General features: G+C 68.6%; 12 protein-coding genes. 9 read left to right on the top strand and 3 right to left on the bottom strand.

The window, feature by feature from the left end:
• Positions 1-4 precede the first annotated feature (4 nt).
• Together AC1DVU_RS14120 and AC1DVU_RS14115 are read right to left on the bottom strand one after the other, a co-directional pair.
• A complete protein-coding gene (locus AC1DVU_RS14120) occupies positions 5-559 on the bottom strand; it encodes a LemA family protein (RefSeq protein WP_476923088.1) in 555 nt (184 codons plus the stop codon).
• 35 nt (positions 560-594) lie between these two features.
• Positions 595-2,403 (bottom strand): DUF2207 domain-containing protein, encoded by a 1,809-nt coding sequence (locus AC1DVU_RS14115; RefSeq protein WP_476923087.1) that lies wholly within the window; start codon positions 2,401-2,403, stop codon positions 595-597.
• A 97-nt stretch (positions 2,404-2,500) separates the two neighbouring features.
• Here AC1DVU_RS14115 and argG point away from each other — a divergent pair, with 97 nt between their 5' ends.
• The 8 genes from argG to argH are packed head-to-tail and all read left to right on the top strand — an operon-like array spanning position 2,501 to position 11,172.
• Complete coding sequence (gene argG, locus AC1DVU_RS14110) at positions 2,501-3,934, top strand: argininosuccinate synthase (protein WP_476923086.1); 1,434 nt, start codon at positions 2,501-2,503, stop codon at positions 3,932-3,934.
• A 50-nt stretch (positions 3,935-3,984) separates the two neighbouring features.
• Positions 3,985-5,016 carry an N-acetyl-gamma-glutamyl-phosphate reductase gene (gene argC, locus AC1DVU_RS14105; RefSeq protein WP_476923085.1) on the top strand — a complete coding sequence of 344 codons (1,032 nt, stop codon included), beginning with the start codon at positions 3,985-3,987 and terminating at the stop codon, positions 5,014-5,016.
• On the top strand, positions 5,013-6,164 hold the full coding sequence (argJ, locus tag AC1DVU_RS14100) for a bifunctional glutamate N-acetyltransferase/amino-acid acetyltransferase ArgJ (RefSeq protein WP_476923084.1): 1,152 nt from the start codon (positions 5,013-5,015) through the stop codon (positions 6,162-6,164). Before argC ends, argJ begins: the two co-directional genes overlap by 4 nt.
• Positions 6,161-7,171, top strand: coding sequence for an acetylglutamate kinase (gene argB, locus AC1DVU_RS14095; protein ID WP_476923083.1), 1,011 nt, complete (start codon positions 6,161-6,163; stop codon positions 7,169-7,171). Before argJ ends, argB begins: the two co-directional genes overlap by 4 nt.
• On the top strand, positions 7,168-8,337 hold the full coding sequence (locus AC1DVU_RS14090) for an acetylornithine transaminase (protein WP_476923082.1): 1,170 nt from the start codon (positions 7,168-7,170) through the stop codon (positions 8,335-8,337). The genes argB and AC1DVU_RS14090 overlap by 4 nt, the downstream gene beginning before the upstream one ends.
• On the top strand, positions 8,334-9,260 hold the full coding sequence (gene argF / locus AC1DVU_RS14085) for an ornithine carbamoyltransferase (RefSeq protein WP_476923081.1): 927 nt from the start codon (positions 8,334-8,336) through the stop codon (positions 9,258-9,260). Before AC1DVU_RS14090 ends, argF begins: the two co-directional genes overlap by 4 nt.
• Entirely contained in the window at positions 9,257-9,772 is a 516-nt protein-coding gene (locus AC1DVU_RS14080) for an arginine repressor (RefSeq protein ID WP_476923080.1), read from the top strand. The genes argF and AC1DVU_RS14080 overlap by 4 nt, the downstream gene beginning before the upstream one ends.
• Positions 9,769-11,172, top strand: coding sequence for an argininosuccinate lyase (gene argH, locus AC1DVU_RS14075; protein ID WP_476923079.1), 1,404 nt, complete (start codon positions 9,769-9,771; stop codon positions 11,170-11,172). Before AC1DVU_RS14080 ends, argH begins: the two co-directional genes overlap by 4 nt.
• Positions 11,173-11,180: 8 nt before the next feature.
• Here argH and AC1DVU_RS14070 read toward each other — a convergent pair whose 3' ends face one another.
• Positions 11,181-12,038: a class I SAM-dependent methyltransferase gene (locus AC1DVU_RS14070; protein ID WP_476923078.1), complete on the bottom strand. Its 858-nt coding sequence runs from the start codon at positions 12,036-12,038 to the stop codon at positions 11,181-11,183.
• Positions 12,039-12,171: 133 nt separating this feature from the next.
• Between AC1DVU_RS14070 and AC1DVU_RS14065 the strand changes: the two genes are divergently transcribed.
• Entirely contained in the window at positions 12,172-12,864 is a 693-nt protein-coding gene (locus AC1DVU_RS14065; protein ID WP_476923077.1) for a winged helix-turn-helix transcriptional regulator, read from the top strand.
• Positions 12,865-12,867: the final 3 nt, after the last annotated feature.

The raw sequence follows: 12,867 nt of genomic DNA, 5'->3' as shown, positions 1-12,867 counted from the left end.
GGGGTCAGAAGGTGACAGTCGGCGGGGTCTCCTGGCCCTCGGGGGCGTCGTAGAACTCTCGCGCGTGAACGCCCGCGATGCCGGTGAACAGCAGCCAGGGGATCGTGCGCACGAGGCTGTTGAGCTTCGCGACGGCGTCGTTGTAGAACTGGCGGGCGAACGAGATCTTGTTCTCGGTGTCCGCGAGCTCGGCCTGCAGCGACTGGAAGTTGGCTGATGCCTTGAGGTCGGGGTACGCCTCGGCGACCGCGAGGACATCGATGATCGCCTTGTCGAGTCTGGCCTGCGCCTCGGCCTTCTCCTTCACCGAGCCGCCCTTTGCTGCCGCCGCGGCACCCGCTCGTGCTTCGGTGACCGCCTCGAAGACACCCTTCTCGTGCTGCGCGTAGCCCTTGACCGTGTTGACCAGGTTGGGGATGAGATCGGCACGCCGGGTCAGCTGGACGTCGATCCCGCCGAGCGCCTCCTGCGCGCCGATGTCGACGCGACGCAGGCGGTTGAAGGCGTAGACGGTGAACAGCGCGAGCACGACGACGACCGCCAGGATGATCCAGATCATGAGTTCTCCTCGTTGGGTGAGTGAGTGATGCAGGGCTACCAGGAACCGCCGCCACCGCCGCCTCCACCGCCGCCCCCTCCGCCACCACCACCGCCGCCACCCGAGGATGACGACGACTGCGTGGCTGAGTAGGCGCTGATCGAGGAGGCCAGCGAGGATTCAAATCCGGAGAAGGCATCGTTGCTGCCGAAGAAGCCGTGACCCGTGGTCGAGGTCGAGCCGCCGCCGTACCAGGTCGGGACGGGCGGCTCGGACCCCGTCGCGAGCTGGTACTTGCGAGCCCAGCGGTCGGCGCAGTCGAAGGCGACGGCGTACGGGATGAAGGCCGTGTAGAGGTCCTTCCTGCCGCTGAAGTCGAAACGGTCCTGCGCGGAGTCGGTCGACAGGAGACGCTTGAAGCCGGCCGCGCGAGACCACAGGTCTCGACCGAGGGTCGTACGACGCCGGCCGACGCCGGTGCTCATGAGTCCGATGCCGCCGATGACGAATCCCGCGATGGGCAGCAGGTACATCGAGACGGGCGGACGGATGAAGATCGCCATGCCCAGGAACAACAGGACCGCAGCACCGACGGCGAGCCGTGAGAGTGTCTCCGAACCGACCCTGCGTTGGGCACCGATGCCGTCCGCCCAGGCGCTGGTCTGACCCGCGAGTGCGCTGCGGACGGACTGGAGCTTCTGGCCCGAGGTCACGGAGTCCGGACTCGACTTGAAGTGCGCGCCGGGTTGCGTGACTCCGAGCGACTCGCCGACGGCCCGGGTGACGTCGTCGGTCTTGGCCCAGGCCTCTGCGTCGCCGACGCCCGTGATGGTCCACGACTTGCTGCCGTTGTCCGTGAGGGTCGTGAGTCCCTGCTCGGCCTGGTAGAGCAACGTCGACACGAGACCACGGCGGGGCACGGTCTCGGTCGTGACGTAGGCCGTCTGGACCGGTCCTAGGCCGGGCGGCGGCTCATACATGACGGGGGTCCCCGGCGCCTCTTCACGTGAGCGCCGGTCGAGGTAGTAGCCGAAGGCCATCAGTCCCAGCGTGATGGCGAGGACGACGCCGAGAGCACTGGTGCTCGTGCCGAGTGCGCGATCGGCGGCGACCGGCCACGGCACGGTGACCCGGTCGGGCGTCTTGATCGGCAGGCCGATGCGCACCGTCACCGGCGTGCGGGGCGACAGGTGATCGGTCCTGATCGTGACCTGATCGGTGCCGGCGCCGCTGATGTCACACGTGCCGCTGCCGTCGAAGCTCGAGGTGCACTGCACCTTGCCGGACTCCACGGGCAGCGTGATGTGGACCGTGGACTTGTCGATGTCCATCTGCCAGCCCTGCGCGACGACGTTCCAGTAGAACACCGACTCAGCAGGCTGCTTGTCGGTCCAGCTGGACGACGCGAACGTGCCCGGACCGGCCGTGCTCGGCGCGAGGGCGCCGTCGATCCGGTAGGTGATCGTGTAGACGTGCGTGCCCGGCGTGACGAACGAGTCCGGGTCGCCGATCTTGGCGACCCGGAAGTGCCGGCCCTTCTGCCACTGCATGTCGAACGGGACGCCCCCGCCGTCGAGCTGGACCTTCACACCCTTGGGGATGAGCCGGACGCTCTTGTCCGATGGATCGGCAAGGTCCCAGAAGCGGAAGATGCCGTGGCGGCCGCCCGGGAACTCGGCGGTGATCTGCTCCTTGGCGACCAGGTCGCCGTCGGCGGTCACGACATAGTTGGCGGTGTAGTCAGAGATGCGTACGGGATCGGGCCCGGTCGAGGTCTCCGTCGTCGGAACCAGCGCCGCCAGCGCGGGGATGAACAACACCCCGGCGGCCACGACGAGCGCGAAGACGCGCAGGAGGATCCGCATGGCTTGCATCCTAGGGGCGAACTTTGCCCGCTCCGCGGGAAATCAGCGACTCGACCCCGAATGCAAGAAATTGCAGAAGTATGCAAGAATGTGAGGCATGTCCAAAGTCCTCACGACCCTGCCCGTCGGCGAACGCGTCGGAATTGCCTTCTCCGGTGGTCTCGACACCTCCGTAGCCGTTGCCTGGATGCGCGACAAGGGCGCGATCCCGTGCACGTACACCGCCGACATCGGCCAGTACGACGAGCCCGACATCTCCGGCATCCCGGGGCGGGCGATGGAGTACGGCGCTGAGCTGGCGCGCTCGATCGACTGCAAGCGCCCGCTCGTGGAGGAGGGGCTGGCCGCGCTCGCGTGCGGGGCGTTCCACATCAGGTCGGCCGGCCGGACGTACTTCAACACGACTCCGCTGGGCCGGGCCGTCACCGGCACCCTGCTCGTCCGGGCGATGCACGAGGACGGGGTCGACATCTGGGGCGACGGCTCGACCTTCAAGGGCAACGACATCGAGCGGTTCTACCGCTACGGACTCCTCGCGAACCCCGAGCTGCGCATCTACAAGCCGTGGCTCGACGCTGACTTCGTGCACGAGCTGGGTGGCCGCCACGAGATGAGCCAGTGGCTCACCGAGCGCAACCTGCCCTACCGGGACAGCCAGGAGAAGGCCTACTCGACCGACGCCAACATCTGGGGCGCGACGCACGAGGCGAAGACCCTCGAGCACCTCGACACGTCCCTCGAGTCGGTCGAACCCATCATGGGCGTCAAGTTCTGGGACTCCGAGGTCGAGATCGCGACCGAGGACGTCACGGTCTCGTTCGAAGCCGGTCGCCCGGTCGCGATCAACGGCTCGACGTTCGACGGTGACCCGGTCGCCCTCGTCCATGAGGCGAACACGATCGGTGGTCGCCACGGCCTCGGCATGTCCGACCAGATCGAGAACCGCATCATCGAGGCCAAGAGCCGGGGCATCTACGAGGCGCCGGGCATGGCCCTGCTGCACATCGCGTACGAACGGCTCGTCAACGCGATCCACAACGAGGACACGATCGCCAACTTCCACCAGCACGGCCGTCGCCTCGGTCGGCTGATGTACGAAGGTCGGTGGCTCGACCCGCAGGCGATGATGCTGCGGGAGTCGGTCCAACGCTGGATCGCCTCGGTCGTCACCGGCGACGTGACGCTGCGACTGCGGCGGGGCGAGGACTACTCGATCCTGGACACGCAGGGCTCCACGTTCTCGTACCACCCGGAGAAGCTCTCGATGGAGCGTACGGAGAACGCCGTGTTCGGGCCGACGGACCGGATCGGCCAGCTGACGATGCGCAACCTCGACATCGCCGACTCCCGCGCGATGCTCGAGCTGTACGCCGCTCAGCCGCTCGACCAGGGCCAGGTGCTCGTCGAGCACGGCACGCTGTTCGGTGACTTGCCGGCCGGCGGCGCGACGCGGATCGAGGCCAACCCCGCGGTCCACAGCGAAGACGAGCTCGCGCTCGACGCCGCAGCCATGGAGTTCGGCACCGACTGAGCGCCGAGACACCCCTGACCGTCTGACCACAACTCTGCAAAGGTGGAGAGATGACCACGATCACCGCAGCCGTCGCCGGCGCGAGCGGATACGTCGGCGGTGAGGTCCTGCGTACGTTGCTTGCGCACCCTCACGTCGAGATCGGCGCCCTGACCGCAGCGTCCAGCGCCGGGAGCACCTTGGGTGAGCACCAGCCACATCTGGTGCCGCTCGCCGACCGGGTGCTCGAGCCCACGACAGCGGAGGTCCTCGCGGGCCACGACGTCGTGTTCCTCGGGCTGCCGCACGGCACGTCAGCCGCGATCGCTGCCCAGCTCGGCGACGACGTCCTCGTCATCGACTGCGGCGCGGACTTCCGCCTCCAGAGCGCCGACGACTGGGAGACGTTCTACGGCGGTGACCACGCCGGCACCTGGCCATACGGCCTGCCGGAGCTGCCCGGCCAGCGTGACGTGCTCGCGGGCGCCAAGCGGATCGCCGTTCCCGGTTGCTTCCCGACAGCCTCGACGCTCACGATCATGCCGGCCCTCGCGGCAGGTCTGATCGCGCCCGACATCACCGTGGTCGCGCCGACGGGCGCCTCGGGTGCGGGCAAGTCGCTCAAGCCGCACCTGCTGGGCTCGGAGATGATGGGACAGGCCAGCGCGTACGGCGTCGGCGGCGTGCACCGGCACACCCCGGAGATCGAGCAGAACCTCGAGCTCGTGTCCGGCACTCGCCCCACAGTCTCCTTCACGCCGATCCTTGCCCCGATGTCGCGCGGCATCCTCGCGACGGTGTCCGCGCCTGCGCTCGACGGCGTCACCGCCGAGGACGTGCGCGCGGCATACGTCAAGGCGTACGCGGACGAGCCCTTCATCCACGTGCTTCCTGAGGGGCAGTGGCCGCAGACCAAGGCGGTGCTGGGCGCCAACATGCTGCACGTCCAGGCCACGCTCGACGCACGCGCCGGCAAGGTCATCGCGATCGGGGCGATGGACAACCTCGCCAAGGGCACCGCCGGCGGCGCGATCCAGTCGATGAACGTCGCCCTCGGCCTCCCCGAGACCACCGGCCTCACCACGATCGGGGTTGCACCATGAGTGTCACCGCTGCCAAGGGATTCACTGCGGCCGGCGTCGCCGCCGGGCTCAAGTCGAGCGGTGCACCCGACGTCGCCGTCGTGGTCAACACCGGACCGTCGAAGGCCGCCGCCGCGGTCTACACGAGCAATCGTTGCAAAGCCAACCCCGTGCTCTGGAGTGAAGAGGCGATCAAGGGTGGCTCGGCGGTCGCCGTGGCGATCAACTCCGGGGGCGCCAACTGCTACACCGGGCCTGAAGGCTTCGCCACGACGCACCAGACTGCAGAGGCGGTCGCCGAGAAGCTCGGCGTCGGCGCGATCGACGTCCAGGTCTGCTCGACCGGCCTGATCGGACTGCTCAACGACCGCGAGTCGTTGCTCTCAGGCGTACGCTCCGCAGTCGACGGGCAGAGTCCCGACGGTGGCCATGCGGCCGCCACCGCGATCATGACGACTGACACCGTCGCCAAGGAGGCCGTGGCCCAGGGCGACGGCTGGACTGTCGGCGGCATGGCCAAGGGCGCCGGCATGCTGGCACCGGCGCTGGCGACGATGCTCGTGGTCATCACGACCGACGCCGATGTCGACGCGGCCACGGCTGACGCAGCCCTTCGCACGGCGACGGCGCAGTCGTTCGACCGGCTCGACTCCGACGGCTGCCAGTCCACCAACGACACCGTGCTGCTGATGGCGAGCGGCGCTTCGGGTGTGGTGCCCGATATCGAGGCGTTCACCGATGCCGTCACGACGGTCTGCACGGATCTCGCGAAGCAGCTCCTTGCCGACGCCGAGGGCGCCGACCACGAGATCGCGATCGAGGTCGTCAACGCCGCAACGGTCGACGACGCCCTCGAGGTGGGCCGGTCGGTCGCTCGCAGCAACCTGTTCAAGTGCGCGATCTACGGCAAGGACCCCAACTGGGGCCGCATCCTCGCCTCGGTCGGGACGACGCAGGCGGCCTTCGACCCGGCCGACCTCGACGTCGCGCTCAACGGCGTCTGGGTCTGCCGCACGAGCGGACCGGGGGAGTCGGCCGACACGATCGACCTCAACGAGCGCTCGGTCTCGGTCACGATCGACCTCAAGTCAGGCTCCGAACGGGGCACCATCTGGACGAACGACCTCACGCAGGCGTACGTCCACGAGAACTCGGCGTACTCCTCATGAGCGAAGCGACAGACAGCACTCTCGACGAGTGGCAGCCCGAGGACTGGAAGAAGGCGACCGACAAGGCCGCCACCCTCGCGCAGGCACTGCCATGGCTGAAGAAGTACCACGGCAAGGTCGTCGTGGTGAAGTACGGCGGCAACGCCATGACCGACGAGAAGCTCAAGCACGCGTTCGCCGAGGACATCGTGTTCCTGCGGATGGCCGGGTTCAAGCCCGTCGTCGTGCACGGTGGGGGGCCGCAGATCAGCGCGATGCTCGACAAGCTCGGCATCGAGTCGGAGTTCCGGGGCGGCTTGCGGGTCACGACGCCGGAGACGATGGACGTCGTCCGCATGGTCCTGACCGGCCAGGTGGGCCGCGAGCTCGTCGGTCTGCTCAACCAGCACGGTGACCTGGCCGTCGGGCTGTCCGGCGAGGACGGTGGCCTGTTCACGGCAGAGAAGACGATGCCGGTCATCGACGGTGTCGAGACCGACATCGGCCTCGTTGGTGAGGTCGTCGGCGTACGCCCGGAAGCCGTGCAGGACCTGATCGAGGCCGGCCGTATCCCCGTCGTGTCGACAGTCGCCCCGGACGCCGACGGTCAGGTGCACAACGTCAACGCCGACACCGCGGCCGCCGCTCTGGCCGTGGCGCTCGACGCCGAGAAGCTGCTGGTCCTCACCGATGTCGAGGGACTCTATGCCGACTGGCCCAACAGCTCCGACGTCATCGGCGAGATCAGCCCCGAGTCGCTCGCGGAGATCATTCCTGAACTGTCGACCGGGATGATTCCCAAGATGACCGCATGCCTCAAGGCGGTCCAGCAGGGCGTACGCCGCGCCACCGTCATCGACGGGCGCGAGCCGCACGCAGTGCTGCTCGAGATCTTCACTGACGAAGGCGTGGGCACCCAGGTCGTACCCGGTGCCGAGACCCGCATCCGCACTGCGCTGTACGCCACCAGCGTCAAGAAGGATGCCAAGGGAGACACCAAGGGAGACACCAAGGGAGACAAGGCATGACCGTCGACGACTGGACTGAGCGCTATCAGGGCGCCGTCATGAACACGTTCGGCACACCGCAGGGCGTGCTCGTGCGCGGTGAAGGTGCGTACGTCTGGGACGCCGACGGCACCAAGTACCTCGACCTGCTCGGTGGCATCGCGGTCAACGCGCTGGGCCACGGTCACCCCGCGATCCTTGACGCGGTGACGCAGCAGCTCGGCACGCTCGGCCACATCTCGAACTTCTTCACCTCCAAGCCGCAGATCCAGCTTGCGGAGAAACTGCTGGACCTGATCGGCCAGGAGGGCCGGGTCTTCTTCACCAACTCCGGCACCGAGGCCAACGAGGCGGCGTTCAAGGCGACCCGCCGCACCGGACGCACGCGCATCGTCGTCGCCGAGGGATCGTTCCACGGTCGCACGATGGGCGCCCTGGCCCTGACCTCCAAGGAGGCCTACCGCGCCCCGTTCGAGCCGCTGCCGGGTGACGTCAGCTGGGTTCCGTACGGAGACACCGCCGCGCTCGAGGCCGCCGTCGACGACACCGTCGCTGCGGTGCTGCTGGAGCCGATCCAGGGCGAGGCCGGCGTCGTCATGCCTCCCGGCGGCTACCTCCAGGCCGCCCGCGACATCACGTCCGAGCACGGCGCGCTGCTGTGGCTCGACGAGGTGCAGACCGGCATCGGCCGCACCGGCGCATGGTTCGCCCATGCCGCGTCCGGCATCGTGCCCGACCTGGTCACGGTCGCCAAAGGGCTCGGCGGTGGCATCCCGATCGGCGCGTGCATCGCGCTCGGCGACGCGGGGTCGCTGCTGCAGCCCGGCAACCACGGCACGACGTTCGGCGGCAACCCCGTCGCGACGGCGGCCGCTCTGGCGGTCATCTCGACGATCGAGTCCGAGGGCCTGCTCGACAACGCACGCAAGGTCGGCGACGTGTTCCGTGACGGGCTGGCAGGACACCCCCTGGTCGTCGAGACGACCGGCCGTGGACTCCTCGTCGGCATCGTGCTCACCGAGCCGGTGACCGCCGAGGTGCAGAAGGCTGCTCTCGCCGCCGGCATCATCCTCAACAACGCCACGCCGACGCGTCTGCGCCTCGCGCCGCCGCTGATCCTCACGTCCGAGCAGGCGGAAGGCGCCGTGGCAACGCTCAGGCAGCTGCTCGACGAGGTGAAGTCATGAGGCACTTTTTGCGTGACGACGACCTGACGCCCGCGGAGCAGGCTGAGGTCTTGGCCCTTGCCGCCGAGATCAAGGCCGATCCGTATGCCCGCAAGCCGCTCGCCGGGCCGCAGACCGTCGCCGTGATGTTCGACAAGGCCTCGACGCGCACCCGTGTGTCGTTCGCGGTCGGCATTGCCGACCTGGGCGGCAGCCCCCTGATCATCGACAAGGCCACGACACAGGGCGCCCGCGGTGAGTCGGTCGCCGACACGGCCCGGGTCCTCGGCCGCATGACCAGCGCGATCGTGTGGCGTACGTACGCCCAGGCGGGGCTCGTCGAGATGGCAGCCAACGCGGGCGTGCCCATCGTCAACGCGCTCAGCGACGACTTCCACCCCTGCCAGATCCTCGCGGACTGGCAGACCGTCATCGAGCACAAGGGCCGGCTTGCGGGTCTGACCGTGGCCTACCTCGGCGACGGGGCGAACAACATGGGTCACTCCTACCTGCTCGGAGGGGCCACCGCAGGCATGCACGTACGCATCGGCGCGCCCGCTGGCTACCAGCCGGATCCGGCGGTCGTCCGCGACGCCGAGAAGATCGCGGGGGAGACGGGCGGCTCTGTCGCTGTCACGGATGACCCCAAGGCGGCGATCTCCGGCGCCGACGTCGTCATCACCGACACCTGGATCTCGATGGGACAGGAGAGCGAGAAGGAAGCGCGTCTCGCATTGTTCGGTGACTTCGCGATCACGGCTGAGTCCCTCGCCAACGCCGCACCCGACGCGATCGTCCTGCACTGTCTCCCGGCCTATCGCGGGCTCGAGATCTCTTCGGAGGTCCTCGACGGCCCGCAGAGCGTTGTCTGGGACGAGGCCGAGAACCGTCTGCACGCCCAGAAGGCACTGCTCGTCTGGCTGCTCGCAAAGGCAAACGCATGACGATCCCGTCGACCAAGGCAGCGCGCCAGCAGCTGATCGTCGAGCTGCTCGGACACCAGCTCGTACGCTCCCAGGGCGACCTCGCCGAGCTGCTCGAGTCACACGGCGTCAATGCGACCCCGTCGACGATCTCGCGTGACCTCGTCGAGCTCGACGCCGTACGCGTGAGGCACCCCGACGGCGGGCTGGTCTACGCCGTGCCGGCCGAGGGCGGCGACCGCACGCCACGGCCGGCGGCCGGCAGCGCTTCCGGTCACGCCCGGCTGGCCCGCATCCTCCGCGAGCTGATGGTCACGGCCGAGGGCTCCGCCAACCTCGTCGTCCTGCGTACGCCGCCCGGTGCGGCGCAGTACCTCGCCTCGGCGATCGACCACGCATCCCAGCACGACCTGCTCGGCACGATCGCCGGTGATGACACTGTCATGCTGATCTGCCGTGACCCAGAAGGCGGCAAAGCCGTCGCGGAGAAGTTCACCGCCCTGGCCACATCCACCCCGAAGGAGCCCACGTGAGCGAGACCCCAGAAGAGAAGACGAGCCTCTGGGGTGGCCGCTTCGCCTCCGGTCCGTCGCCCGAGCTCGTCGAGCTGTCGAGGTCGACGCACTTCGACTGGCGACTGGCGCCGTACGACCTCGCGGGCTCCCGCGCGCACGCCATGGTGCTGCAGGCCGCCGGCTTGCTGAGCCGCGACGACCTGACGGCACTGATCTCCGGCATCGACGCGCTCGCTGCCGACGTCGAGTCAGGTGCCTTCGTCGCCCAGCCAGACGACGAGGACGTCCACACCGCGCTGGAGCGTGGGCTGCTCGAGCGCCTCGGCCCCGAGCTCGGAGGACGGCTGCGTGCGGGGCGCTCCCGCAACGACCAGGTCGCGACCCTGTTCAAGATGTATCTCCGCGACCACGGCAAGACGATCAGCCGGCTGGTCCGCGAGCTCGCCGAAGCGCTGGCGACGCAGGCAGAGCGGCACCTGGGCGTGGCGATGCCGGGACGCACGCACCTCCAGCACGCCCAGCCGGTGCTGTTGTCGCACCATCTCCTCGCGCACGCCTGGCCGCTGGTGCGCGACCTCGACCGGCTCACCGACTGGGACGCACGCGTCGGCGCCGATTCACCGTACGGTTCCGGTGCGCTGGCCGGGTCGTCGCTCGGACTCGACCCAGAGAAGGTCGCCGCCGACCTCGGGTTCAGCGGGTCGACCGCCAACTCGATCGATGGCACGGCGGCCCGCGACTTCGTCGCCGAGTTCGCGTTCGTCACGGCCCAGATCGGCATCGACGTGTCCCGCCTGGCCGAGGAGATCATCCTCTGGAACACCAAGGAGTTCGGCTTCGTCACGCTGCACGACGGCTACTCCACGGGGTCGAGCATCATGCCGCAGAAGAAGAACCCGGACATCGCCGAGCTCGCCCGCGGCAAGTCCGGGCGTCTGATCGGCAACCTCGCAGGCCTGCTGGCGACGCTCAAGGCGCTGCCGCTGGCCTACAACCGCGACCTCCAGGAGGACAAGGAGCCGGTGTTCGACTCGATCGACACGCTCGAGGTCCTGCTGCCGGCGTTCACCGGCATGATCGCGACGCTGACGTTCGACACCGAGCGCATGGAGTCGCTCGCGCCACAGGGGTTCGCTCTGGCGACCGACATCGCCGAGTGGCTCGTACGCGAAGGGGTCCCGTTCCGCGACGCACACGAGATCTCCGGCGCCTGCGTCCAGGTGTGCGAGCAGCGCGGCATCGAGTTGTGGGACCTGACGGACGATGACTTCACCGCCATCTCGCCGGCGCTGACCCCACAGGTGCGCGAGGTTCTCACGGTCGAGGGCTCGCTGGCATCTCGGGATTCTCGCGGCGGAACGGCACCCGTACGCGTGACCGAGCAGCTCGCCGAGCTGCGCGCCCGGCTCACTGCCTGATCAGCGCTCTACAGCGTGCCGGTCACCACGAGCATCTCGCACGGCCCCTCGAACCCGTCAGGACCTTCGAACTGAGCGAGCTGCTCCGTGATCTCGGACCAGACGTCCTCACGCTCGCTCTCGTCGACCCCGGACAGCATCTGGTGCAAGGCGCCGAACGACTCCCGTTCGAACTGGACGCACTGGGCAGCACTGCTCATGCGCACAGGCGATGGCTCGGCAGTGACGCTGATGTCCGTCAATCCGGCCTTCGCGAAGAGCTCCTCGGCGACGCCGGGGGAGCCCAGGCTGAATGGTCCCGGCTGTCCCGGGGCGGGCGGAGGCAGCTCGGCCCGCCGACGGATGATGCTCACGGGGATCGAGAAGAACTGGTTGCGGTCAGGCGTCGAGTAGACAACGGCCGAGACGCGTCCACCCGGCCGCAGCGCGCGGCACATCTCGGTGAGTGCGGCCAGCTGGTCCGGGAAGTAGATCAAACCGACCCGGGAGATGGCGGAGTCGTACGCGCCTTCGTCGACGGCCGAGAGGTCTTCGCCGTCGGCCTCCAGCGTGCTGACGTTGGACAGCCCGGCGGCCCGCGCGGCCTGCTGCGCGTACTCCAGGATCGTCAGCGAGATGTCTGTGGCCAGGACCTCGCCGGTCGGGCCGACGCGGCGCGCCGCCAGCAGGGTCTGGCCGCCCGCTCCCGCTGCGACGTCCAGGACGCGGCTGCCGGTCGTGACACCGGCGTCATCGAGCATGGTCTCGGTTGCGGACCCCAGCCACGACTCGATGGTCGGGTCCCAGCGGTGCCACGCCTCTGCGGCGGACTCCCACTGGGCTCGGGTCGTGGTCTTGAACTGCACGGGATCGAAGGTGACGGACATGATGGGCTCCTTGGGGTTGGGGTGCTTCTCTGCTGAGTTCAGTCGATCGACCGCGTCACGCCCAGTGCAGGATCTGCACCTAACTGGTACGAATTCTGGACCGCGAAGAGCTGATCGGGATTACGATCGAGCCATGCGTGACTACGGGCAGTACTGCCCGGTCGCCTTGGCGAGCAGCGTGCTGGCGGACAGGTGGACCCCCCTGATCGTCCGCGAGCTCGTGCTGGGAAGCCGCCGGTTCAACGACATCGATCGCGGGCTGCCGGGCATATCCCGCACGCTGTTGATGCAGCGGCTGCGTCACCTCGAGCACAAGGGCGTCCTAGACCGGGTGCCCATACCCGGGGGCCGGGGTCACGAGTACCAATTGACGCCCGCCGGTCGAGATCTTGAGGGCGTCGTCATGGCGTTCGGCGAATGGGCCGTCAAATGGATGTTCTCCGAGCCGGAGCCGCGAGAGGTCGACCCCGTCACGTTGACGTGGTGGATGTCCCGGCGCCTCGACCTGGAACGCATCCCCACCCAGCGAGTCGTGATCGAGTTCGACTACCGCGGCGAGGAGCCGATGCGGCTCTGGCTGATCCTCGACCGGGACGAGTCCTCGGTGTGCGCCGACCATCCTGGATTCGACTCCGACATCACGGTGCACACGGAGCCTGTGGCACTGATGAGGGTGTTCTCGGGCCTGACGACGCTGCGCCAGGCGCGGGCGGCCGGCTCGGTGACCCTCGAGGGCGTCCCGAGGTTGACCCGTGACTTCCCGACCTGGTTCCTGTGGAGCCCGTTCGCACCGGCAGTGCGAGCCCGAACCGCCAACCCTGTGTGAGCC

The organism is Aeromicrobium sp. P2_G6 (assembly GCF_056403535.1).
This window is presented reverse-complemented; position numbering and strand designations above follow the sequence as displayed.